The sequence below is a fragment of the Anaerococcus sp. NML200537 genome (assembly GCF_026131715.1).
Taxonomy (GTDB): domain Bacteria; phylum Bacillota; class Clostridia; order Tissierellales; family Peptoniphilaceae; genus Anaerococcus; species Anaerococcus kampingae.
In genome coordinates, this window is sequence record NZ_JAMXSL010000033.1 from 1 (window position 1) to 23,114 (window position 23,114).

The window sequence follows — 23,114 nt, forward strand, 5'->3', positions numbered from 1 at the left end:
ATCTCCCTTAGATTTCTAAGGGCGCAATTATACACCCTAAAGGGTGCTTGCGTCCTGCGGAGCCAAACCCTTGCAGGGAGCAACAACCATTCGCTTTTTAAAAGTCAAGGGTAAATAAACTCGCTAAGGCTCGCCCTTGACTTTTAAAATTTGAAATGAACAAAACAATAAAGCCAACATACTGAAACAACAAAAATTAATTCAGTAGTCGGCTTTTTACATTCTATCATTTCAAAACGCTCATTCACAAAGAGGATATAAAAATCTATTAAGCCTCCGCCTAAAACAACAAAAAAAGAAAGGAAGTGATAAAAATGGCAGACAGTTTTCATTTTTCAGTAAACATAATATCAAGAGGAAAAGGCAAAAGTGCAGTAGCAAGTGCAGCATATATAAGTGGAGAAAAAATAAAAAATGAATGGGACGGAGTAACCCATGACTATACAAGAAAAGAAAAAGTATTAGTAAAAAATATAATATTGCCTGATCATATACCAAAAGAATTTAATGATAGGTCTACCTTATGGAATAAGGTTGAAATGGCAGAAAAAAATTCTAATGCACAACTAGCAAGACAATTCATAATAGGACTACCAAAAGAGTTATCTTTAAGTGAAAACATAAACCTAGTTGAAAGATATATAAAAGAAAATCTAACATCACAAGGAATGATAGTAGATTATGCAATTCATGATGAGAGTCAAGATAAAAATGGAAATATCCATTGTCATATCATGACCATAATGCGACCCATAAACGAAAAAGGAGAGTTCTTAGCAAAGTCAAAAAAAGAATATATCCTAGATGAAAAAGGAGAAAAAGTATTAAACAAAAATGGAAAACCAAAGACAAGAAAAGTAGAACTAACAACCTGGAACGATAAAGGCAATGTAGAAAAATGGAGAGAAAATTTTTCAGACCTTTGCAATGAATATCTAGCAAAAAACAAGATAGAAAAAAGAGTAGACCATAGGAGTTTTAAAAGACAAAATTCAGATTATCTACCGACAATCCATTTAGGATCAGCAGCAAGTGCAATGGAAAGAAAGGGAATAGAAACTGACAAGGGAAACTATAATAGAGAAATAAGAAAATATAACGTACTTGTAAAAACAATAAAAGAAGAGATAAAAATATTAAAGGGTTGGATAGGAAATCTATTAGATAACCTAACTACTGCTTATGAAAAATTTAAGGATATAGAAAGAGATAAGGTAATAGACAACCCTAAACTTTTCAATCTAACAAATTATCTATTAACATATTCAGAAATTCAAAAAGAAAAAAGTAAATATCTAAAAGGATATGCAAAAACCAATAAAGAAAAATATGACTTCAAAAAGCTAACAAGTGCATATAGTTATTTAAGAAAAAATAACATAGAAACCATAGGTCAGTTACAAACAAAAATAGAAACTTTAAAGTCTAATAGTTATAGGCTAAATAAAAAAGCAAAAACAATCCATAAAGAAATGGAAGATGTAGAAAATAAAATTCTATACTATGAAATCTACAAAGCCAAAAAAGAAGTTTACGAAGAATATCAAAAGAAAAACATATTCATAAAAGACGCATTCTATAATAAACATAAGAAAGATATAAACCAATATAAGGTAGTAAGCGAGAAATTAAAGAAACTCCTATCAGATAAGGAAAAACTAAGTCCTAAAAAATGGAATGAAGAAAAAAATCTGTTAATGGCAAATCTTGAAGAAATAAATAAAGAAAAAGATGAGATAAAAGATGAATACCAGGAAATTAATCATATAAAATATTCAGTAGATTTTGTAAACAAAGAACTTGGTATAGATTTATCCATAGAAATAGATAAGCTTATAAAACAAGGTGAAAAACCAAGTGTAATAGCACAGATTAAAAAATTCCAAGACCAAGTTATTAAAGACAATGAATACAGAGAAATGATAAAAAACAAGAAAATGGATCAAGAAAGATAAGACCTGGTAAAAATATCTTATCCAAGCTATAATATGACCAAGAAAATAAAGGCAGATCTAGGAGGTAATAGAGATGAATAAAAGGCAAGAGCTAATAGATGAACTCATAAAAGCAAATGAAGATGGAACATACAAAACCTATAAAAGCACAGAAGAAATAAAAGCAATGGACAATGAAGAAATACAGATTATATATTCCAACATGAAAAACTATCTATCAGACAAAAGAACACACATAAACTACTAAAGGTGGAAAAGCAAAATAAGAGAAGAAAAACAAGAAAAGGTACAAATACCTAAGTAAGCTATAAAAACATCAAAAATAAGCATTCCACCACCAAGAGCAATAAAATAAAAACAATCAAAGGGAAGTATAGAAAAATTAAAGCCTATACTTCCCTTTTTTTAATTCAAACAAAGGAGATAAAACATGATAAACGAAGAAATAAGCAAAGAAGCAGGGCAAGCAGCACAAACCATAATAACATACACAATAAAGGCAGCAAAAGAATCAATCAATTTAGAAAAAGAAATAAGAAAAAAGATGAATGATACTTTAGAAAAAGCAAATGGCAACCTAAAAAGCCTTATGGGAGATGAAATGAAAATAAAAGACCTCTACAAGAAAGGACAACTAGAAAATATAAGCATAGATCAAAGCGGACTCAAAGACTTAAAAAAAGAACTAAAGAAACTTGGAGTAAGTTTCTCAGTAATGAAAAACAAAGAAAGCAAAAACTATGAAATATTCTTCCAAGCCAAAGACATAAAAGTAATGGAATATGCCTTTAAACAAGTAATAGTCAAAGAAAATAAAAAAGAAAAAGAAAGTATCCTAAAGCAAATAAAGAAATACAAAGACCTATCCAAGAACAAGGATAAGACAAAAGAGAAAGTCAAAAGAAAAGTAAAAGAAAAAGTAAAACCAAGCAAAAAAGATATGACCAGAGAAATCTAAGGGAGTAACGAAAAGTTACACCCTTAAATAACTACAATAACAAGACTTCCGAAAATCGGAAATCAAGAATTTCGATTATCGAAAATCAAGAAAGGAGCAGATATGGCAACAAACAAAAGATATTATTGGATAAAATTAAAAGAAGAATTTTTCACAGACAAAAGGATAAAAAGATTAAGGAAAATATCTGGAGGAGATACCTACACGATAATCTACCTTAAACTTCTACTACTAAGCCTAAAAGATGAGGGCAAACTCTATTATGACGGAGTAGAAAGTGATTTTATAAAAGAGTTAGCACTAACCATAGATGAAACAGACGATGATGTAATGGTCACAGTTAATTATTTAATAAATCAAGGCTTACTAGAAGTTGTAACAGAAAATGATGAATACTATTTAACTGAAATACCAAACTTAATCGGATCAGAAACAGCTTGGGCAGAGAAAAAAAGAAGATACAGACAAAATAAACAGAGGACATTGTCCTTGATGAGTCCAACCCATGTCCGACAAGAGATAGAGATAGAGAAAGATATAGAGATAGATAAAGAGAGAGGGAGAGATAGAAAAGATTTAACATTTTTGGTATAATCACATTAATTAAACTAAATGTGTAGTGATAAAATGAGCTTGTTTAACGTAAGCTGATTATGATAAAAAGATGTAAACTCCCACCATTGGTGTAAGAAACAGAATAAAATAAAAAGAATCAGATTGGAGTGATTAGAATGGATAAAAAAGATTTAGATATTATAGGAGATAGTGAATATAAAAAATTACTTTTAGATTTAAAGGAAAAAGTTAGACGCAGTCAATTAAAAGCAGCAGTAAAAGTTAATTATGAGTTGCTTGATTTGTATTGGAACTTGGGGAAAGAAATTGTTGAAAAACAAAAGCAATATTCTTGGGGTGATAGTTTTCTAAAATTATTGAGTAGTGATTTAAGAAAAGAATTTCCAGACATGGGAGGATTTTCAGCCGTAAACTTAAAACATATAAGATATTGGTATAACTTTTATAATGATTACCTAATTGGGTTACAAGCTGTAACCCAATTATCGGATATTGAAAGAAGAATAAAAAGTATTCCTTGGGGACATAATCAAAGGATTATGTATAAGTGTAAAGATGTCAAAGAGGCTTTGTTTTATATAGATAAGACTATTGAAAATGGTTGGAGCAGGACGGTTTTGGAACATCAGATTGATGGAGATTTATATAAAAGGGTTGGGAATGCAGTTACTAATTTTGATAATAGATTACCGGCTGTCCAATCTGAATTAGCTAAGCAAACAATAAAAGATCCATACAACTTTGATTTTCTAACAATAAGGGATAAATATGATGAAAGAGAGTTGGAAGAAGCATTAGTAAATCAAATAACTTCTTTTCTTTTGGAACTTGGGACAGGATTTTCTTACATGGGTAGGCAAGTCCATATCAAGGTTGGAGAAAGTGATTTTTATATGGACTTACTTTTCTATCATGTTAAACTACACTCCTATGTTGTAGTAGAATTAAAGACAGAAAAATTTAAGCCGGAATTTGCAGGTCAACTCAATTTTTATGTAACAGCTGTAAATAAGAATATGAAATCAAATAGTGATAATCAAACCATAGGAATACTAATTTGCAGAGATAAAGATAATGTAGTCGCTGAATATTCGCTTGAAAATATCTCACAGCCTATAGGAATAAGTAAGTATGAAATTAGCAAATTACTTGAGCAGGAATATAAAAGTAGCTTACCATCTATTGAAGAAATAGAAGAGTCTATAAAAGAATTAGATTCAGAAAAATAAAATATGAACTTACAAAAGGCGGTAGAAGTAAAAACTATCGTCTTTTTTTATTTGAAGAAAGGTAGGAGAGCATGGCAGATAAAAGAATGTTTTCACTAAAGATAGTAGATAGCGACTTATTTTTGGATATGCCACTAAGTAGTCAATGCCTATATTTTCATTTATCAATGAGGGCAGATGATGATGGTTTTGTGGACAATCCAAAGAAGATAATAAAAATCATAGGAGCAAATGAAGATGACCTAAAAATCCTAATAACAAAAGGCTTTGTAATTGTCTTTGAAAGGGGAATTATTGTAATTACTCATTGGAAGATAAATAACTACATCAGGAATGACAGGCGAAAAGAAACGATGTATATTACAGAAAAACAAAGCTTAACACAAACAGAAAATGGAGCATATATCAAACTTGAAAATCTTGGTATACCAAATGACAACCAAGTGTCAACCATTTGTCCGCATAGTATAGGTAAGGATAGATTAGATAAGGTTAGTATAGATAAGGGGAGAGGAGAAAAAGAAAACCAAGCAGCCCCAGTTTCTTTTTATGGAGAATTCAAAAATGTAAGGTTAAGCAAAGAAGAATATAAAAACCTTAAAGAAAAATTAAACTCACACGCAGAAATAATGATAAATAAACTATCCAGATACATGGAAAGCAGTGGTAAGACCTATCAAAACCACTATGCGACAATCTTAAAATGGTATGAAGAAGATAAAGAAAAACTAACACAGAGAGGTTTAAATAAAAAAATGAATTATGACGTAGGAGAATCTTTATAGGTAAAAAGAGGTGGAAAGCCACTATTAAAGACTTTAAGTCTAAAAAGGTATCAAAGTATGCAAGATATAATAAAAATGTAAATATGACACTTAAAAGGCGATTAGAAAATTAAAAATCTAATCGCCTTTTTTATTGAAACAAACAGGAGAAAAAATATATGCACGAAAATAAAAATGAACAGAATACAGGAACAAAAACTATCAAGAAAATTGGTAAAGCAACCTATGAGGTTGTTGTTCACTTTAATGAAAATGCAACAGAAACAATGCAAGACAAATTAAAACGCATAATTCTTAGAGAAATGGAGAGAGAAAAACATCAAAAAGTCGATAAAAATGATTAGAAAGTCCTTGACAAGTTGTAACAGGAAAAACTGCCAAATCAATCCTTATATCCTGTGGAGCAAGGCTTGCTCCATTTGATATTCAGGAACTTAGGGACTTAATGAAAGAAGATGAACTGGAGCTTGATACACTTGGAGAAAAGAAAACAGCTTTATTCGTTATAATATCAGATACAGATGATACATTTAACTTTGTAGTATCAATAATGTACTCACAATTATTTAATCTATTATGTGATAAAGCAGATGACGAATATGGCGGAAGACTTCCTATTCATGTGAGATGCCTACTTGATGAATTTGCAAATATCGGCTTAATTCCTAAATTTGAAAAGCTGATAGCAACTATTAGAAGTAGAGAAATATCAGCTTGTATAATATTACAAGCACAATCACAACTAAAAAGTATCTATAAAGATAACGCCGATACCATAGTTGGCAATTGTGACTCAACACTCTTTCTAGGAGGAAAAGAAAAAACAACATTAAAAGAATTATCTGAAAGTTTGGGAAAAGAAACAATAGACCTATATAACACATCAGAAACAAGATCAAATCAAAAGAGTTTTGGTTTAAACTATCAAAAAACTGGAAAAGAATTAATGAGTCAAGATGAAATAACTGTAATGGATGGTGGGAAATGTATCTACCAATTAAGAGGAGTTAGACCATTTCTTTCAGATAAATTTGACATAACCAAACATAAGAATTATAAGTTCCTTGAAGATTATGACAAGAGAAATATATTTGACATAGAGAAATACCTACAGAGAAAAGATGAGGTTAAGTTAAAAGAAAGTATGGTAGTTGAAATATTAGATGAATAAATTTAAAATTAAATAAGAAGTAAGATAGATATTAGGAAAGATTAAAAGAAAATACTTGACAAAAAATATTATATAACATATAATAATGTCAACAGCACCCGACACGCCTCTTAACAATGCGGACCAAGTCGGGTCATTTGATTTTAGGAGAAAAAATGAAAAAAATCTATCAAGAACCGATTAGTATAGAAAATCAAGTAAAAAATTTAATAGATTTAGGACTTTTAGTAGAAGATAAAACTTATGCTAAGAAAATTCTTGGAAGAATATCCTATTACAGGCTGATTAAAGCTTATAGTGTCACATTAAAAAAAGATGGAAGATATATATCAGGAATAAGTTTTGAAGATATTGTAAGTTTATATAAATTTGATAGAGAACTTAGACAACTCATATTTGAAATAATAGAACATATTGAAGTTTCTTTAAGAGCAGTTATCACAAACTATTTTTCTTTAAAATATGGGAATTTTGGTTACAAAGATTTGTCAAATGTGGGAAAATATAAAAACAGATATAAAGAAGCATTAAATGATTTAGAAAGAGAAACAAAAAGAAATAGACGCTCACCCTTTATAAAAAACTTTAAAGACAATTATGAAGGAGGAGAAATTCCACTCTATGCAGTGATAGAAGTAGCAAGTTTTGGAACTTTATCTAAAATGTATAAGAATATGAAAAATGAAGATAAAAGTAAAATTGCAAAAGTCTTTCATACAGACTACCATTACTTTGAATCTTGGATAGAAAACTTTGCCTATATAAGAAATATATGTGCCCATTATGGCAGGCTATATGGAGCAAAGCTTACAAAATCACCAAAGCTATATAAAGAATATTTAAAAAAGAATATTTCAAACAACACAATATTTGCTACATTAGTAAATCTTAAAATAGTTTCTGAAGAAGAAAATTACAAAAAATTTTATCATGATCTAACGGAACTAATAGCAAGATATGAAAATATTGAACTAAGGCATGTTGGCTTTATAGAAAACTGGAAAGAATTACTAAAACCATAAAATTAAATAGAGAAATTTACACCGAAAAAAACATTTCGGTGTTTTTTTATGCCCAAAGGAGGAAGAATGAAATATATACGAGATGAGCCGAAAAAATAAGATACAGAGAAAAATGAAATATTAATGAATTAGAACTAGAAGCGATAGAGAAAACTATCGCTTTTTTTATGGAATAAAGGAGATAGAACAAATGGAAAGAGAAATGCTAAATATTAATGGAAATCTAGTAGGAGAAATAAAAACAACTGCAATAGATACAAAGGAAGGAGAAAAAGAGGTAGCTAACTTCACAATAGTTAGAAAGAACAAAGAAGAAGGAAAGGTTAAAAAAGAATATATCTACTGTAATCTCTACGGAGAAAAGGCAAAAAGTGTGAAGGAATTTAAAAGTGGAGAATACATCCATATTTTTGGATATTTTAAGGAAACAAAAAAAGAAGACAAGACATTTAAAAATTTTATAGTAAAGCACATAAATAAAATTGAAAAAAAAGAAAAAAAGGAGGAAATATAAATGGAATTTTTTACACAAGCAGTAAATGTATTAAAAATATTAGTTACAGCAATTGGTGCAGGGCTTGGAGCATGGGGTGTTATCAACCTGATGGAAGGTTATGGGAATGACAACCGTGCGACACGTTCATAAGTGAAAAGCTTATGCACTAAGTTTAAGGACATAAAGTTCGAAACTTAGGAGAACTAATAATCTAATAGGTAGAATGATGGAGTAACGCCCTGAAATGCCTACACTGATACTCCGATTGGCAATAAATATTAGACTAATTTATTGTCAAAAGCTCGGTGAAGTCGGCAGAGAGTAGCCGTAAATAGCTATATAGTTATACGAAACCTGTTTAGAGGTAAATGGTGCTACCTATATGCCGGGTGTCGAATACGCATGGTGAGAATGTGTATACCAAAACACTGACGCACTTCCGAATGTACAAGTCTAGACGTTTGAATTTGTCTAACGGCAATTACCATCAAAGATGGTGTGTTTGTGGATTAGTAAGAATGGTTGTTATGAAAGTCCATATATCGTTACAGGCGATAAGGCGAGAGCTAAACACAGGCTTAGAGGAAGAACCTAAACGTATTCAATGATAGGATTGTTGGAACGTGGTAAACCAAGAACATGGAAGCAGTCTAATGCTAATGAAGTGTTAAATGGGAAAATGATAAGAAAAAAAATCATATAACTATTTTTTATCTTGGTGAAAGTGGTGGCATAGTACCTATGAAGCGAGAATAATAAGCTCGTGGAGGGATAGCCACTAGTCACAAGAAAGAACAAGAACTGAAATTAAGATAAACACAGCTTCGAGTATGACAAAGAAAATCAAATCCGAAAGGAGATGGTGCCTGTGTCCACTTCGAAACAAAGATTAAAACAAAATAAAATCCGTTATACGGAATATTATGACTTGCAAGAAGTCCTTGATAATCTATATAAAGATAGCAGTGAGAATAAAGTATTTTTAAATTTAATGGGGTTAATAACTTCAAGAGAAAATATAAAACTAGCCTATCGAAGTATAAAAGGAAATAAAGGCAGTCACACAGCAGGAGTAGATGGAAGAACAATAAACCATCTATCAAAACTAAATGAGGAAGAATACATTTCTCTAATACAAAAACAGTTTCATTGGTATAAGTCCCGCCCTGTAAAAAGAGTGGAAATACCAAAACCTAATGGAAAAACAAGACCGCTTGGAATACCAACGATTGTTGATAGAATTGTACAACAATGTATTTTACAAATTTTAGAGCCAATATGTGAAGCGAAATTTCACGACAGTTCTTATGGGTTTAGACCTAATAGGAATACAGAACACGCTATTGCAGAATGTGCAAGGCTAATGCAAAGACAGCATTTACACTATGTAGTTGATATTGATATACAAGGATTTTTCGACAATGTATGTCATTCAAAACTCATAAAACAAATATGGCACTTAGGAATAAGAGATAAAAAGCTAATTTGCATTATCAAGGAAATGTTAAAGGCTAATATTGTAATGCCAAATGGTGAAACAATTATACCTACAAAGGGTACACCTCAAGGAGGTATTTTATCCCCATTGCTATCTAATATAGTACTAAATGAGTTGGACTGGTGGGTTTCATCTCAATGGGCAACAATGCCAACGCATTATCCATATAAACAAAAGACTAATAGCAAAGGAACGGAAATAAAAAGCCATACCTATAGAGCTTTAAGGTCAAGTAAGCTCAAGGAAATTTACATTGTAAGATATGCTGATGATTTTAAAATATTTTGCAGTAATTACTATGATGCAAAAAGGACATATCAAGCAGTGAAACAGTGGCTTGAAGATAGGCTTAAATTAACAATAAATGAAGAAAAATCAACAATCACGAACCTAAAACAAAGGTATTCAGAGTTTTTAGGCTTCAAGCTGAAGGTTAAACCAAAAGGTAAAAAGTTTGTTGTACAGTCGCATATAAGTGATAAGGCATTGAAAAATGCAAAAGAAAATATTTCTAAATGTGTTGCGGATATAAAAAGACCTGCAAATGAAAAAGAGCAGTACAAAGCAATAGCTAGGTATAATGCTACTGTTTCAGGCTTGCATAATTATTACCAAATAGCAACAAATGTGAGTTTAGACTTTGCTAAAATAGCCTTTCACATTAAAAAGCAAATGAACAACAGGCTTGACTTAAAGACCAATGGGACATTAAATAAAGGATTTATCAAAGATAAGTATGGAAAAAGTAAGCAACTTCGCTTCCTTAACGGACACCCATTAATTCCAGTGGGGTATATCCAAACGAAGGACGCAAAACACAAGAAAAAAGATATAAACAAGTACACTGTAGAGGGGAGATCTTTAATTCATAAAAATCTACAAATTGATGTCGATATCCTTGTTTGGTTAATGAGACACCCTGTACTTGATAAGAGTATAGAGTATGCAGACAATAGGATTTCGCTCTTTGCAGCTCAATATGGAAGATGTTTTGTAACAGGGAATAAATTAACACCAAGTGATATACATTGCCACCATAAACTACCACTTGAAAAAGGTGGTACAGACAAGTACAGCAATCTAATTCTTGTAACAGAAAAAGTGCATATACTAATCCATGCAACAAAAGAAGATACAATTCTAAAATATGTAAAAGAACTTGCCTTAACAGGTAAGCAAATTGAGAAATGTAATAAACTTAGAGAAATGATAGGATTGCCGACCATTTAAAAGAAATAACTAGTTGTTGAGAAGTGTGTAAATCTTAATTAAAACGTGAAAATCTTTCTTGCGATGGGGCGCCGTGTGCGGTGAAAGTCGCATGCACGGTGCTAAGCGGGGGAAAAGCTGGAAACACTGAAACTGTAGGCTTACCTATCGCAATCTGGTGCTAAATCTCAAGGCATTAAGCAATTTATGGCAAAATAAGGACGGAATAACACAACAAATTCTCTAAAACAAATCACTAAATCAATGTAAGATTGAATGAAATCAATATTTATGCTATAATTAAATAAATCAAACGAAGAGAAAAAGAGGGATATTATGGCACTTAACTATAAACCATTATGGATACAGTTAGCAAAAAAAGGACTAAAGAAAACAGATGTAATAGCCATGGCAGGGCTTACAACAAATGTTATGGCACAAATGGGCAAGGATAAACCAATTACAATGAAAAACATAGAAAAGATATGTAAAGCTCTACAATGTACACCTAATGATATATTTAGTTTCGATGATAATAATTCTATAGATAATGACTAAAATTTGGAGGTAACAATGAGTGAAAACGAAAATACTAAATCAAAAATTTTAGAAGTTGCAGGTCATTTATTTTTGACAAAAGGTTATGAAGAAACAAGAATATCTGATATTATTAATGGTTTGGATGGTTTAACTAAGGGGGCAATCTATCATTATTTTGATTCAAAAGAAGATATATTTAATGAAGTTATAAGTGAAATAGGAAATAAGAACTTATTGATTTTTGATGAAATAAAAAATGATGATACTTTAAATGCTAGAGAAAAATTATCAAGGCTTATAGAAGTTAGTTTTTACAATGAAAATATGAACACCATCACGGACATGTCTCCAAATTTGTTAGATAATCCAAAATTATTGTCCGTATTTATCAGTGAAACAAAAGAAATCACTATACCTAATTATATTTTACCAATAATTAAATCTGGCAATATAGATGGAAGTATTGAAACTACTTATCCAGAAGAAGTATCTGAATTAATAGCTATACTTTTGAACATATGGTTAAATCCTTTAATATTTCCGAGTGAGAAATTCTGTATTATAAACAAAATGAAAATCATTAATATAGTATTAGAAAAATTTGGAATAAAATTATTTAGTGAGGAATTAATAAATAAAATTAAATGACAAATAACTATCAATACACATAGAGACCTTTTATGGGATTTATGTGTATTTTATTTTATATAAACTTGACAACATACCGTTGGTATGTTATTATTATGTACATACTAGTGGTATGTCGGATAAAAATGGTAGGTGATTTATATAAATACAATTTTAGATATAAGTAATGTAAGTAAGACATATGATAAGAAAAATATGGCTAATAAAAATGTATCTTTAAAATTCGATAGGGGTGAGATAACTGCCCTATTAGGTCATAATGGGGCTGGTAAATCTACCTTACTTAATCAGATAATTGGTTTGGTTAAGCCTACAAGCGGAGAAATTTTTATTAATAGTGTAAATGTTGTAAAGAATCCATCCTATGCCAGAAAAATTGTTTCTTACATGCCGCAATTTCATGCACCTATAAAAGGGGTTAGCATGTATCAATCAATTGAGACAAGCCTTAGAATAAAAGGATATAGCAGAAATTTAGCAAAAGAAAAAACAGATTTAATTATTAAAGATCTTGATATTAAACGCTGGCAAAATTTACCAGGAGAAAGGTTGTCTGGTGGTCTTCAAAGACTTACTTCATTCGCTATGAGTGCTGTAAGTTCATATCCAATAATAGTATTAGATGAGCCTACGAATGATGTTGATCCAATTAGAAGAGCTATTATGTGGGGATATCTTCAAAAGTTAGCTAAACAAGGAATTATTATCCTAGTTGTTACTCATAATATTTTAGAGGTAGAAAAATATGCTGATAGATATGTGCTGTTGGATAAGGGAATGGTAAAAAAAGATGTGAGAATAAGTAATAAGGTTCTTATGTCAGACAAACACGTCTTAAATATTTTTGGAACGGATAAGGATGAATTAGACCTTTTATTTTGTAATTTTAATACTAAACATCATAAGGAAGAGAAGAAGACATCTATTATTATAAAAAATAGTGAAGTAAACACCGCGATGGATATTGTCCTTAAATTGCTAGCTTCTAATAAAATAATTTCTTATGAATTGAAAAACACTAGTTTAACTTCCGATTACTGGGAGGTGGTAAGTGAAGATGAGAGTTAAGAAGATTATTAACCAAACTATAGGACTTATTAAGTGGAGCTTGTTAAGACATAAAATATATATTCCAATATTTATAATAGTTCAAGTCATCTTATCCTTCGCAGTGATTTATGGTTTTTCTTTTGTAACAAATTCAGTAGATAGTTTATCTAAATCATACTTATATACAGGAGCTATTACAATCAATATTATAGCTGTAACTTGCGTACTCTCCCCTCAAATTGTAAGTGAATCTAAACAAAATGGAATATTTTCATATCAAAAAACTTTAGATATATCAAGGGCGCAAATAATATTAGCAGATTTAATTATATGGACCTTATTAGCCTTACCTGGTTTTATTGTATCAACATTTCTGGGAGCTTTTAATTTTATGATATCAATAAAAATTACTTTATTAGGTATTTTCAGTTTATTTTTTGTAATTATTTCCCTTACGCTTCTAGGATTTGCCATAGCTTATGTATTACCAGCGAATATTATGGCACTAATTACTCAATTAATCATGATAGGTGGACTACTTTTTTCACCAATAATATATCCAGCGGAAAGATTACCAATTTGGATGGGGAAAGTTTATAATAACTTACCTTTTGTTCCAGTTAGCAATATAATAAGGTATAACTTTTTTGGACTAGAAAATTTCTCAAGTAGAGATTATTTAGTTGTCTTGATTTGGGGAATAAGTTCATTCTTAGTATCTATTTATATTTTATCAAGGAGGAAGTAAATGCAAGGTCTATTGATTAGTAATTTAAATAAAAATATAAAAGAAAAAGAAATTCTTAAAAACATAAACATAAGTTTTGAGAATGGAAAAATTTATGCACTTGTAGGTAGTAATGGTGCAGGAAAGACAACGGTTTTTAAATGTATTATGGGTTTAACTGCTTATATTGGAAATATAGACTTAAAGACAGTAGCTAAGGATAGTTATTTACGAAATATAGGAACTTTAGTAGACTTTTCTGAAAATCAAGAAAAATTTACTATTAAAGAAATTTTTGAAGAACATTTTATCTACATGAACATGGATGTAAAAAACCTAGATAATTATATTAATTCTTTACTTGAAAAAGTTGGACTATCCATTGGCATGGATACAAAAATATCTAGCTTATCTTTAGGTATGAAGCAAAAGCTCAATATAGCATTAGCTATTTCTCACAAACCTAAAGTTTTATTGTTAGATGAACCATTTAATGGTTTAGATAGATCTGGAGTTAAAATTTTAAAAAATATTATAATAGATTTTAAAAATAACGACAATTTAGTTTTAGTATCTAGTCATACTTTTAAAGAATTAGATGATTTTGTAGATGAGGTAATAATAATTGAGCAAGGAAGAATAATAGGCAGTCAGAACATAGACAATTTTAAAAATCTAGGAATTAAAAATATTGACGATTATTATGAAAAGGTGGTAAACAGTGAGTATTAAAGAATATGAAAAAATAAAGACAAAAAAATATATGAAAAACCTAAATCTATTTATTGTTCTAGTTCATATATTTTCCTTAATATTTTTCACTATTGTCGGTAAGCTAGATAATTCTGGGGAAGATTATGTATTGCAAAATGCTTCTGGTCTTACAAGTCTAGCAACAACAATTACAATGAGCTTTACAACGATTTATGTTGTATATCTAATGAATAAAAACTTTATCATAAGATACATCGGAAGATCAAGAGAACGTATGTATTTATATCCATCTGGTAGAGATGAAATATTTAAAAACAAATTATTTACAAGTATAAGTTTTTTTTCTAAATCATTTTTCTTAATAGTTGTCCTTGTGAACATATTGTTTTTGTTTAGTTCAAGAATTATTAATATTAGCCTTGCAGGAGGATTAATTTATAACTTGGTAGATATATTTGTCATATCTATCCTAGCCTTACTTGTAAGTATTACTATGATAACTTCTTCTACTTTATTTGGTATAAAGCTTCAATCTACAAATGTATCTCTTATTACTTCCGTAGTCTTGGTAGCTTTGCTTGGAAATCTGGTGGCAGGAACTTATAATATTTCAATTATTTATATCGGTCTAATATGTGTTTTAATAATCCTAAGTAATTATTTGATTTCAAAATATCTACTATCATATATCTTTAACATAGATATTATGAACGATAATAAGTGATATGATAGATAAATAGGAGATTTTTATGATTCGGTATAAATATATAATAATTTTAATGATTGGATTTCTTTTAATCCCATTATTTAAAATATAAATTACAAAATTGCTTTTAAATTAAACAAAGATTTACCAACATTACAAAGTGGAGAACTATATCTATCTAACACTCCAGAGGGATATGCCAGTGTACAGGTTATAATTCCAGTAGTTAAAAAAAGCTAAGGATTCAAACTCAATATAAGCGATTCATTTTCCTGTTATAAAGAATAAATTGTATTAGGCTTATCGATAGTAAAAAAAAATACTTAATAATGTGGGAGGAACATCGGAGTAAGAAGTGAGTTTGGACAATATACAGTATTTTTTATAGAGATACCTGTAGCTTGCAAAATTGAAATGGGTCTAAAATAAAAATAAATAGGAACAGTTTGATTACAAGATTATGAATTAACGTTAGGATAAAAATATTTTTGGTATAATATCTATATACAAACCACGGAGGTTGGCATATGAGGTATTATGAAAGTAAGGAAGAATTAAAAAAGGAGTATTTATGAAAAATAATAAAAAGTGCCCAAAGTGTGGAGGAAGTGATATTTTATTTGTGCCAGGATCTTTTAGTGTTTATGGGAATAGAAATAATATTAATACAGGTCTTACAATTAAGTCATTAGTGCTTGTTGATAGGTATATTTGCACTTCTTGTGGTTTTAGTGAGGAGTGGATTGACCTTGACAACATGGATAAATTAAAAAAGAAATATGATGAGATTTAAAATATGTGTTAGATTGATGGGAACAAAAGTTAATAATGAAACTTTCAGATAGATAGCAGAAATGTTATCTTTTTTTTATACAAGCAAGAAGTTTTACATGCAAAAACTAGGGCAAATAAGACAAGAATCAAAAGATATAAAAACGATTAAACATTGAATTTGGAAATAGCATAAGTTGCCCTTGGTTATAAGGGACCGCTTATCTTCAAATTATGACCTTTTGTCAGAAATGGAATGCAGAAAAATAGGATGGGTTCTATAATATAATCAGGAGGTGGAGGTATGGATGGAAATTGATATCATAATTGACGAAACCATTGAAGAAACAAGGGTAAAAATATTTGCAAAGGAGTATTCTAAGGAAGTTGAAACCATAAAAGATTTGCTAGCAGATAGATTAGTAGACAAGCTTGTTGCCTTTCGTGATAAGGAAGTTTTTATACTTTCTTATGAAGAAATTATTAGAATATTTGCCCAAGATAAAAGTGTTTTTATAAAGACAGAGAAGGGAACTTTTTCATCAAGGCTTACTCTTTATGAATTAGATCAGAGACTTGATAAAAGAAAGTTTATCAGGGTATCTCGCTCTGATATTGTAAATCTTGACTTTGTAAAAAAGCTTGACTTGTCTTTTATAGGAACAATTGCAGTTGAACTTAAAAACGGAGATGTTGCTTATGTATCTAGGAGAAATTTAAAAGATTTTAGAAAGGCCTTAGGCCTATAAGGAGGACTTATGGAAAAATTTAAAAATTTATTAGGTGGATTTTTGGCAGGTGTAGGAATAGGTGCTTTAATCGAGGCAATTTTATCTATAATAATTAAAGAAAATATTGTTGGAGTACCTGAATTTGTAGCAAGTCATGGACTAGGTTATGCAAAAATTATCCAATGCCTAGTTTACGGTGGCTTTGGTTTAGTAGCTGTCCTAATGGGAGAAATTTTCAAAAATAAAAATAGGGCAACTTATTTAAATCAAAGCATCCACTTTTGTGCAATGCTTATATATTTTATCTTTGCAGGTCTTTACCTAAAGTGGTTTAATTATGATTTCACTATTGTAATTTCCGCCATCTCCTTTGTTGGCATTTATTTACTAATATCCTTCATCTTTTATCTTTGTGAGAAAAATATGATAAAAAAAATCAACAAAAAGTTATAACAATTAAGACTGGGATTACATGGAAAGATATATAAAAAACGTAAAACAAAAATGTAACATAGAAATGTATAACATTTAGAAAAAGGACGATTAGAAAAATAAAAATCTAGTCGTCTTTTTAATTGCAAGAAAGGAAATTATTATGAAAAAATTAGAACAAATAAGACAAGAATCAAAAGAAATAAAAGTTAAAATTGATAATACAGAAGAGAGATTAAGACAACTAAAAAATCAAGAAAAAAAGATATTAAAACAAGACATAATAAAAAGAAGAAAAGAAAGAACTCATAGACTCATAACAAGAGGAGCAATCTTAGAAAGCCTTATAGCAAATGCAGAAGAACTAACAGATGAAGAAATAAAAATCCTACTAGAAGAAGCAACAAAGACAAAAGAATTTAAAGAAACACTAAAAATAATGAGAGAAAAATAAAAAAATAAAATAATCAAATCTCCCTTAGATTTTCTAAGGGCGCAATTATACACCCTAAAGGGTGCTTGCGTCCTGCGGAGCCAAACCCTTGCAGGGAGCAATAACCATTCGCTTTTTAAAAGTCAAGGGTAAATAAACTCGCTGAGGCTCGCCCTTGACTTTTAAAATTTGAAATGAACAAAACAATTAAGCCGACATACTGAAACAACAAAAATTAATTCAGTAGTCGGCTTTTTTTAATTCTATCATTTCAAAACGCTCATTCACAAAGTGGCTATAAAAAATCTATTAAGCCTCCACCTAAAACAACAAAAAAAGAAAGGAAGTGATAAAAAATGGCAGACAGTTTTCATTTTTCAGTAAACATAATATCAAGAGGAAAAGGAAAAAGTGCAGTAGCAAGTGCAGCATATATAAGTGGAGAAAAAATAAAAAATGAATGGGACGGAGTAACCCATGACTACACCAAAAAACAAGGAGTAATTAGCAAAGAAATATTTTTGCCAGATCACGCACCAAAAGAATATAAAGACCGAAAAACCTTGTGGAACTCGGTAGAACTATTTGAGAAAAACTCTAATGCCCAACTTGCAAGAAACTTTATCATATCTTTACCAAAAGAGTTAAGCATAGAAGAAAATAAAAAGATGATAGAAGAATATGTTCAAAACAATTTTGTAAAAGAGGGAATGATAGTAGACCTAGCAATTCATGATGAAAGTAGAGAAGGAAATCAAAATATCCATGCTCATATAATGACCATAGTAAGACCAATAAATGAAGATGGAACATGGGGGCAAAAAAGTAAAAAAGAATATATCCTAGATGAAAAAGGAGAAAAAGTTTTAAACAAAAATGGAAAACCTAAGACAAGAAAAGTAGAACTAACAACCTGGAATGATAAGGGCAATGTAGAAAAATGGAGAGAAAATTTTTCAGACCTTTGCAATGAATATCTAGCAAAAAATAATATAGAAAAAAGAGTAGACCATAGGAGTTTTAAAAGACAAGGCATAAAACAAATACCAACAATACATCTAGGAGCAAGTGCTAGTGCAATGGAAAGAAAAGGAATAAGAACAGAAAAAGGAGATATAAATCGTGAAATAAAAAAACAAAATGAACTATTAAAAAACATAGGCAATGAAATAAAGAAAATAACATCATGGTTAGCAGGCTTTAAAGATAAGCTAAAAGAATCATATAGGGAATATAAAGACCAAAGTAAAAAGCAAATAGAAAATGAATCAGGACTCTTTAACCTTTATGAATATTTAAGCTTCTATCAAGAAATGCAAGAAAATAATAGAGCTGGATTATCATTTTATGGCAAAAGAAACAAAGCAATCTATGATCTAAAAAGATATGCAAGTGGAATAAATTATCTAAGGGAAAATAAAATAAAAACCATATCAGACCTACAAGGGCATATAAATATATTAAGAAGTAAAAACTCTGAAATATATAAGACCATAAAAGAAAATAGTCAAAAGATAGAAGATCTTAACAAGTGCTTAGCCTATGCAAAGACTGTAAGAAAAACAAAGGCAACCTACCAAGAATATGAAAGCAAGAAAATATTCAAAGAAAGCTTCTACAAGAATAATCAAAAGGAAATAGACCAACATATAAGGGCAAGAACCTTAATTGAAAAAATTAGTGGAAAGAAAAATTTAAGAGAAAAAGAATGGTTAGGAGAAATTAAAAGCTTAGAAGATGAAATCAGTAAATTAAATACAGAGTCAGAAAAGATAAGGGAAAGATACAAGGAAATAAATCATATTAAATATGCAGTAGAAGTGGTAAATAAAGAATATGATATTGACCTATCAATAGAAATTGACAAGGCAATCAAGAGGGGAGAGAAAGAAAGTATCATAGAAAAGATAAAAGAGTATAAGCAAGATAGTGATAAATTTAATGAAAAAAGGAAGACAATTAAAGACTATTACAAAAATCAAGAAAGATAAGACCTGGAAAAAATATCTTATCCAAGCTATAATATGACCAAGAAAATAAAGGCAGATCTAGGAGGTAATAGAGATGAATAAAAGGCAAGAGCTAATAGATGAACTCATAAAAGCAAATGCAGATGGAACATACAAAACATATAAAAGCACAGAAGAAATAAAAGCGATGAACAATGAAGAAGTGAAGATTATATATTCCAACATGAAAAACTATCTATCAGACAAAAGAACACACATAAACTACTAAAGGTGGAAAGGCATTGTAAGCTATTTTAAAGTATAAAAGGTACAAATACCTAAGAAATATATAAAAACATCAAAATAAAGTATTCCACCACCAAGAACAATAAAATAAAAACAAGCAAAGGGAAATATAGAAAAATTAAAGCCTATACTTCCCTTTTTTTAATTCAAACAAAGGAGATAAAGCATGATAAACGATGAAATAAGCAAAGAAGCAGGTCAAGCAGCACAAACCATAATAACATACACAATAAAGGCAGCAAAAGAAACAATCAACTTAGACAAAGAAATACGAAAAAAGATGAATGAAACTTTAGAAAAAGCAAACGGAAACCTAAAAAGCCTTATGGGCTATGAAATGAAAATAAAAGACCTCTACAAAAAAGGACAACTAGAAAATATAAGCATAGATCAAAGCAACCTCAAAGACTTAAAAAAAGAACTAAACAAACTTGGGGTAAGCTTTTCAGTAATGAAAAACAAAGAAACACAAAACTATGAAATATTCTTCCAATCCAAAGACATAAAAGTAATGGAATATGCCTTTAAACAAGTCATATTCAAGGAAAATAAAAAAGAAAAAGAAAGTATCCTAAAACAAATAAAGAAATACAAAGACCTATCCAAGAACAAGGATAAGACAAAAGAAAAAGTCAAAAGAAAAGTAAAAGAAAAAGTAAAACCAAACAAAAAAGATATGACCAGAGAAATCTAAGGGAGTAACGAAAAGTTACACCCTTAAATAACCATAATAACAAGACTTCCGAAAATCGGAAATCAAGAATTTCGATTATCGAAAATCTGGGAAATATCAAGGCAGATAAGATATAAAATTGAATAAACACAATATTTATGATATAATTAAAGCAATTAAGAGGTCAAAGAGGTGCTTGTATGAATAAGAATAATAAAATAGATAGAGTTCATGATGATGTTTTTAATAGCATAAAAACATTGATGGATAAGGCAAGGAATGAAGTCGCAAGAGAAGTCAATAATATTTTAGTTCAAACATATTGGGAGATTGGACGTATCATCGTAGAAGATGAGCAAGGTCATTCAGAACGAGCTGAGTATGGAAAAGAACTTATAAATGACTTATCAAGACAACTTACAAAGGAATATGGCAAGGGATTTTCTAAGTCTAATTTATTTAATATGAGAAACCTATATTTATCATATCCAATATTCCAGACACTGTCTGGAATATTGACCTGGTCCCATTATTGCGAACTCTTATCCATTAGCGATGAGAAAAAACGAAGCTTCTATGAGAAAGAAAGTATTAATGCAAATTGGTCTGTGAGAGAACTTAAAAGACAAATAAAAACATCACTTTTTGAAAGATTGCTCCTATCATCTGGAGAGGAAAACAAAGAAAAAGTTCTAGACCTAGCTTTAAAGGGCAATGAAATAAATAAGGCAGCTGACCTTGTAAAAGACCCTTATGTATTTGAATTTTTAGGTTTGCCAGAAGAAAAGCCAATGATGGAGAGTGATTTAGAAAAAGCACTCATAGATCATATCGAAAAATTCTTGCTTGAACTTGGTAAGGGTTTTATGTATGTAGGCAGCCAGCAAAGGGTAACTTTAGGCAATACCCACTATTATGTGGACATGGTATTTTACAATAAGATATTAAGGTCTTATGTCTTAATCGAACTAAAAACAAGCAAGCTAATGCCAGAAGCAGTTGGGCAAATAAATATGTATCTTAATTATTATAAGGCAGAAGTCAATGACGAGATGGACAATGAGCCAATAGGGATAATCTTGTGTACTGATAAGGACGGGGTACAAGCAGAATACGCCCTAGGTAATTTATCAAATAAAATATTTGCATCAAAATACACCTTGTATATACCAGACAGGGAAGAGCTTGAAGAACAAGTTGAAAAAGTTATTAAAAAATATAAGGAAAAATAAAATATAAATTATAAGGAGAAGTAGAGAAAAAATCTACTTCTTTTTTTATTGCAAGGAGGATTAGAATGGCAATAAACAAAAGATATTATTGGATAAAATTAAAAGAAGAATTTTTCACAGACAAAAGGATAAAAAGGCTAAGGAGAATATCGGGAGGAGATACCTACACGATAATCTACCTCAAACTTCTACTACTAAGCCTAAAAGATGAGGGCAAACTCTATTATGACGGAGTAGAAAGTGATTTTATAAAAGAGTTAGCACTAACCATAGATGAAACAGACGATGATGTAATGGTTACAGTTAATTATCTAATAAATCAAGGTTTACTAGAAGTTGTAACAGAAAATGATGAATATTATTTAACTGAAATACCAAGCCTAATAGGATCAGAAACAGCTTCTACAAGGCGTTCAAGAAAGTCTAGAGAATTAAAAATGTTGCAATGCAACACCAATGCAACACATAAGCAACAAAAGTGCAACGGAGAGATAGAGATAGAGAAAGATATAGAGATAGATAAAGATAGAGAGGGAGAGATAGAAAAAGATAAAAAGTCCACCCCCATTTTTTATGGAGAATTCAAAAATGTAAGGTTAAGCAAAAAAGAATATAAAAATCTTAAAGAAAAATTAAACTCACACACAGAAATAATGATAAATAAACTATCAAGATACATGAAAGGTAGTGGCAAGACCTATCAAAACCACTATGCGACAATCTTAAAATGGTATGAAGAAGATAAAGATAAACTAAGCCATCAAGGAGGAAATAAAAAAATGAACTATGATGTAGGCGAATCTTTATAGATAAAAAGAAGTGGAAAGGCATTATTAAAGACTTTAAGTCTAAAAAGGTATCAAAGTATACCAGAGATAATAAAAATGTAAATATGACACTTAAAAGGCGATTAGAAAATTAAAAATCTAATCGCCTTTTTTTTATTGCATGAAAGGATAAGCTATGACAAAAAGACAAACAAAATATATTGTAAAAAGAAATTATGATAATAGAAGAACAGATACAGAAGCTTTTCTAAGACTAATAAAAAAATCAAGCAAATTAAGTAAGTACAATGAAATTGAGTATAGCAAATATAATATTGATAGTAATAAAAAAGAGTGCTATAATAAAAATAGTTTTAGAGAAAGTTGTGTTATTTCCGAAAACTCAAATAAGGAGGAATAGGAAATGATACAAACAAATTCAAATCACTTTTCATTCAAAGCTGCAATTTATTGCAGACTATCTAAAGATGATGAGCAGAAAGGAGAGAGTGCCAGCATACAAAACCAAAAGGAAC

General features: G+C 29.8%; 25 protein-coding genes and 3 pseudogenes. All 28 read left to right on the plus strand.

The genetic code is table 11. From position 1 onward, the window contains the following. Window positions 1-314 precede the first annotated feature (314 nt). The 28 genes and pseudogenes from mobQ (NH288_RS08950) to NH288_RS09085 all read left to right on the plus strand — a co-directional run bounded on the left by mobQ (NH288_RS08950) (window position 315) and on the right by NH288_RS09085 (window position 22,999). Window positions 315-1,955, plus strand: coding sequence for a MobQ family relaxase (gene mobQ, locus NH288_RS08950; protein WP_265214753.1), 1,641 nt, complete (start codon window positions 315-317; stop codon window positions 1,953-1,955). Between the two features lie 73 nt (window positions 1,956-2,028). Then, window positions 2,029-2,202, plus strand: coding sequence for a hypothetical protein (locus NH288_RS08955; RefSeq protein WP_265214755.1), 174 nt, complete (start codon window positions 2,029-2,031; stop codon window positions 2,200-2,202). Window positions 2,203-2,385: 183 nt separating this feature from the next. Then, window positions 2,386-2,913: a PcfB family protein gene (locus NH288_RS08960; protein ID WP_265214757.1), complete on the plus strand. Its 528-nt coding sequence runs from the start codon at window positions 2,386-2,388 to the stop codon at window positions 2,911-2,913. A 102-nt stretch (window positions 2,914-3,015) separates the two neighbouring features. Then, window positions 3,016-3,355 (plus strand): annotated as a pseudogene (locus tag NH288_RS08965) (phage replisome organizer N-terminal domain-containing protein); the annotation flags it as partial. A 289-nt stretch (window positions 3,356-3,644) separates the two neighbouring features. Continuing rightward, on the plus strand, window positions 3,645-4,718 hold the full coding sequence (locus NH288_RS08970) for a PDDEXK nuclease domain-containing protein (RefSeq protein WP_142959437.1): 1,074 nt from the start codon (window positions 3,645-3,647) through the stop codon (window positions 4,716-4,718). Window positions 4,719-4,789: 71 nt separating this feature from the next. Next, a complete protein-coding gene (locus NH288_RS08975; RefSeq protein WP_068455254.1) occupies window positions 4,790-5,503 on the plus strand; it encodes a replisome organizer in 714 nt (237 codons plus the stop codon). 158 nt (window positions 5,504-5,661) lie between these two features. Then, the gene (locus NH288_RS08980) at window positions 5,662-5,847 is read left to right on the plus strand and encodes a transposon-encoded TnpW family protein (RefSeq protein WP_156702901.1); all 186 of its coding nucleotides are present in this window, start codon (window positions 5,662-5,664) and stop codon (window positions 5,845-5,847) included. An 11-nt stretch (window positions 5,848-5,858) separates the two neighbouring features. Next, window positions 5,859-6,674, plus strand: a pseudogene (locus NH288_RS08985) (VirD4-like conjugal transfer protein, CD1115 family); the annotation flags it as partial. A 155-nt stretch (window positions 6,675-6,829) separates the two neighbouring features. Next, on the plus strand, window positions 6,830-7,696 hold the full coding sequence (locus NH288_RS08990) for an Abi family protein (protein WP_265214765.1): 867 nt from the start codon (window positions 6,830-6,832) through the stop codon (window positions 7,694-7,696). 190 nt (window positions 7,697-7,886) lie between these two features. Beyond that, a complete protein-coding gene (locus tag NH288_RS08995) occupies window positions 7,887-8,210 on the plus strand; it encodes a single-stranded DNA-binding protein (RefSeq protein WP_265214767.1) in 324 nt (107 codons plus the stop codon). Continuing rightward, window positions 8,211-8,339 (plus strand): annotated as a pseudogene (locus tag NH288_RS09000) (Maff2 family mobile element protein); the annotation flags it as partial. Window positions 8,340-9,060: 721 nt separating this feature from the next. Beyond that, window positions 9,061-10,920 (plus strand): group II intron reverse transcriptase/maturase, encoded by a 1,860-nt coding sequence (gene ltrA / locus NH288_RS09005; protein ID WP_150867910.1) that lies wholly within the window; start codon window positions 9,061-9,063, stop codon window positions 10,918-10,920. 315 nt (window positions 10,921-11,235) lie between these two features. Beyond that, a complete protein-coding gene (locus NH288_RS09010; RefSeq protein WP_265214770.1) occupies window positions 11,236-11,457 on the plus strand; it encodes a helix-turn-helix domain-containing protein in 222 nt (73 codons plus the stop codon). 15 nt (window positions 11,458-11,472) lie between these two features. Next, window positions 11,473-12,087: a TetR/AcrR family transcriptional regulator gene (locus NH288_RS09015; protein WP_265214772.1), complete on the plus strand. Its 615-nt coding sequence runs from the start codon at window positions 11,473-11,475 to the stop codon at window positions 12,085-12,087. Window positions 12,088-12,282: 195 nt separating this feature from the next. Next, window positions 12,283-13,155, plus strand: coding sequence for an ABC transporter ATP-binding protein (locus NH288_RS09020; protein WP_265214774.1), 873 nt, complete (start codon window positions 12,283-12,285; stop codon window positions 13,153-13,155). Further along, the gene (locus tag NH288_RS09025) at window positions 13,145-13,885 is read left to right on the plus strand and encodes an ABC transporter permease (RefSeq protein ID WP_265214775.1); all 741 of its coding nucleotides are present in this window, start codon (window positions 13,145-13,147) and stop codon (window positions 13,883-13,885) included. The genes NH288_RS09020 and NH288_RS09025 overlap by 11 nt, the downstream gene beginning before the upstream one ends. Further along, complete coding sequence (locus NH288_RS09030) at window positions 13,886-14,596, plus strand: ABC transporter ATP-binding protein (protein ID WP_265214777.1); 711 nt, start codon at window positions 13,886-13,888, stop codon at window positions 14,594-14,596. Next, on the plus strand, window positions 14,586-15,302 hold the full coding sequence (locus NH288_RS09035; RefSeq protein WP_265214778.1) for a hypothetical protein: 717 nt from the start codon (window positions 14,586-14,588) through the stop codon (window positions 15,300-15,302). Before NH288_RS09030 ends, NH288_RS09035 begins: the two co-directional genes overlap by 11 nt. A gap of 553 nt (window positions 15,303-15,855) precedes the next feature. Continuing rightward, window positions 15,856-16,077 (plus strand): hypothetical protein, encoded by a 222-nt coding sequence (locus NH288_RS09040; protein ID WP_111890048.1) that lies wholly within the window; start codon window positions 15,856-15,858, stop codon window positions 16,075-16,077. A gap of 286 nt (window positions 16,078-16,363) precedes the next feature. Next, window positions 16,364-16,804: a LytTR family DNA-binding domain-containing protein gene (locus NH288_RS09045; protein WP_265214782.1), complete on the plus strand. Its 441-nt coding sequence runs from the start codon at window positions 16,364-16,366 to the stop codon at window positions 16,802-16,804. Window positions 16,805-16,813: 9 nt separating this feature from the next. After that, complete coding sequence (locus tag NH288_RS09050; protein ID WP_265214784.1) at window positions 16,814-17,239, plus strand: DUF3021 domain-containing protein; 426 nt, start codon at window positions 16,814-16,816, stop codon at window positions 17,237-17,239. A gap of 142 nt (window positions 17,240-17,381) precedes the next feature. Beyond that, entirely contained in the window at window positions 17,382-17,672 is a 291-nt protein-coding gene (locus NH288_RS09055) for a DUF3847 domain-containing protein (protein ID WP_265214786.1), read from the plus strand. A 335-nt stretch (window positions 17,673-18,007) separates the two neighbouring features. Continuing rightward, window positions 18,008-19,642 (plus strand): MobQ family relaxase, encoded by a 1,635-nt coding sequence (gene mobQ / locus NH288_RS09060; protein ID WP_265214787.1) that lies wholly within the window; start codon window positions 18,008-18,010, stop codon window positions 19,640-19,642. Window positions 19,643-19,715: 73 nt separating this feature from the next. Next, window positions 19,716-19,889 carry a hypothetical protein gene (locus NH288_RS09065; RefSeq protein ID WP_265214788.1) on the plus strand — a complete coding sequence of 58 codons (174 nt, stop codon included), beginning with the start codon at window positions 19,716-19,718 and terminating at the stop codon, window positions 19,887-19,889. 183 nt (window positions 19,890-20,072) lie between these two features. Further along, on the plus strand, window positions 20,073-20,600 hold the full coding sequence (locus NH288_RS09070) for a PcfB family protein (RefSeq protein ID WP_265214789.1): 528 nt from the start codon (window positions 20,073-20,075) through the stop codon (window positions 20,598-20,600). Between the two features lie 179 nt (window positions 20,601-20,779). Beyond that, window positions 20,780-21,811: a PDDEXK nuclease domain-containing protein gene (locus NH288_RS09075; RefSeq protein ID WP_036753996.1), complete on the plus strand. Its 1,032-nt coding sequence runs from the start codon at window positions 20,780-20,782 to the stop codon at window positions 21,809-21,811. Between the two features lie 65 nt (window positions 21,812-21,876). Then, a complete protein-coding gene (locus tag NH288_RS09080) occupies window positions 21,877-22,620 on the plus strand; it encodes a phage replisome organizer N-terminal domain-containing protein (protein WP_265214790.1) in 744 nt (247 codons plus the stop codon). Window positions 22,621-22,774: 154 nt separating this feature from the next. Then, the gene (locus tag NH288_RS09085) at window positions 22,775-22,999 is read left to right on the plus strand and encodes a hypothetical protein (RefSeq protein ID WP_265214791.1); all 225 of its coding nucleotides are present in this window, start codon (window positions 22,775-22,777) and stop codon (window positions 22,997-22,999) included. Window positions 23,000-23,114 lie beyond the last annotated feature (115 nt).

Excerpts from the sequence above, each read along its gene's own strand:
- mobQ (WP_265214753.1), top strand. The coding sequence starts at position 315 with ATGGCAGACAGTTTTCATTTTTCAGTAAACATAATATCAAGAGGAAAA.
- NH288_RS08955 (WP_265214755.1), top strand. The coding sequence starts at position 2,029 with ATGAATAAAAGGCAAGAGCTAATAGATGAACTCATAAAAGCAAATGAA.
- NH288_RS08960 (WP_265214757.1), top strand. The coding sequence starts at position 2,386 with ATGATAAACGAAGAAATAAGCAAAGAAGCAGGGCAAGCAGCACAAACC.
- NH288_RS08970 (WP_142959437.1), top strand. The coding sequence starts at position 3,645 with ATGGATAAAAAAGATTTAGATATTATAGGAGATAGTGAATATAAAAAA.
- NH288_RS08975 (WP_068455254.1), top strand. The coding sequence starts at position 4,790 with ATGGCAGATAAAAGAATGTTTTCACTAAAGATAGTAGATAGCGACTTA.
- NH288_RS08980 (WP_156702901.1), top strand. The coding sequence starts at position 5,662 with ATGCACGAAAATAAAAATGAACAGAATACAGGAACAAAAACTATCAAG.
- NH288_RS08990 (WP_265214765.1), top strand. The coding sequence starts at position 6,830 with ATGAAAAAAATCTATCAAGAACCGATTAGTATAGAAAATCAAGTAAAA.
- NH288_RS08995 (WP_265214767.1), top strand. The coding sequence starts at position 7,887 with ATGGAAAGAGAAATGCTAAATATTAATGGAAATCTAGTAGGAGAAATA.
- NH288_RS09010 (WP_265214770.1), top strand. The coding sequence starts at position 11,236 with ATGGCACTTAACTATAAACCATTATGGATACAGTTAGCAAAAAAAGGA.
- NH288_RS09015 (WP_265214772.1), top strand. The coding sequence starts at position 11,473 with ATGAGTGAAAACGAAAATACTAAATCAAAAATTTTAGAAGTTGCAGGT.
- NH288_RS09020 (WP_265214774.1), top strand. The coding sequence starts at position 12,283 with ATGGCTAATAAAAATGTATCTTTAAAATTCGATAGGGGTGAGATAACT.
- NH288_RS09025 (WP_265214775.1), top strand. The coding sequence starts at position 13,145 with ATGAGAGTTAAGAAGATTATTAACCAAACTATAGGACTTATTAAGTGG.
- NH288_RS09030 (WP_265214777.1), top strand. The coding sequence starts at position 13,886 with ATGCAAGGTCTATTGATTAGTAATTTAAATAAAAATATAAAAGAAAAA.
- NH288_RS09040 (WP_111890048.1), top strand. The coding sequence starts at position 15,856 with ATGAAAAATAATAAAAAGTGCCCAAAGTGTGGAGGAAGTGATATTTTA.
- NH288_RS09045 (WP_265214782.1), top strand. The coding sequence starts at position 16,364 with ATGGAAATTGATATCATAATTGACGAAACCATTGAAGAAACAAGGGTA.
- NH288_RS09050 (WP_265214784.1), top strand. The coding sequence starts at position 16,814 with ATGGAAAAATTTAAAAATTTATTAGGTGGATTTTTGGCAGGTGTAGGA.
- NH288_RS09055 (WP_265214786.1), top strand. The coding sequence starts at position 17,382 with ATGAAAAAATTAGAACAAATAAGACAAGAATCAAAAGAAATAAAAGTT.
- mobQ (WP_265214787.1), top strand. The coding sequence starts at position 18,008 with ATGGCAGACAGTTTTCATTTTTCAGTAAACATAATATCAAGAGGAAAA.
- NH288_RS09065 (WP_265214788.1), top strand. The coding sequence starts at position 19,716 with ATGAATAAAAGGCAAGAGCTAATAGATGAACTCATAAAAGCAAATGCA.
- NH288_RS09070 (WP_265214789.1), top strand. The coding sequence starts at position 20,073 with ATGATAAACGATGAAATAAGCAAAGAAGCAGGTCAAGCAGCACAAACC.
- NH288_RS09075 (WP_036753996.1), top strand. The coding sequence starts at position 20,780 with ATGAATAAGAATAATAAAATAGATAGAGTTCATGATGATGTTTTTAAT.
- NH288_RS09080 (WP_265214790.1), top strand. The coding sequence starts at position 21,877 with ATGGCAATAAACAAAAGATATTATTGGATAAAATTAAAAGAAGAATTT.
- NH288_RS09085 (WP_265214791.1), top strand. The coding sequence starts at position 22,775 with ATGACAAAAAGACAAACAAAATATATTGTAAAAAGAAATTATGATAAT.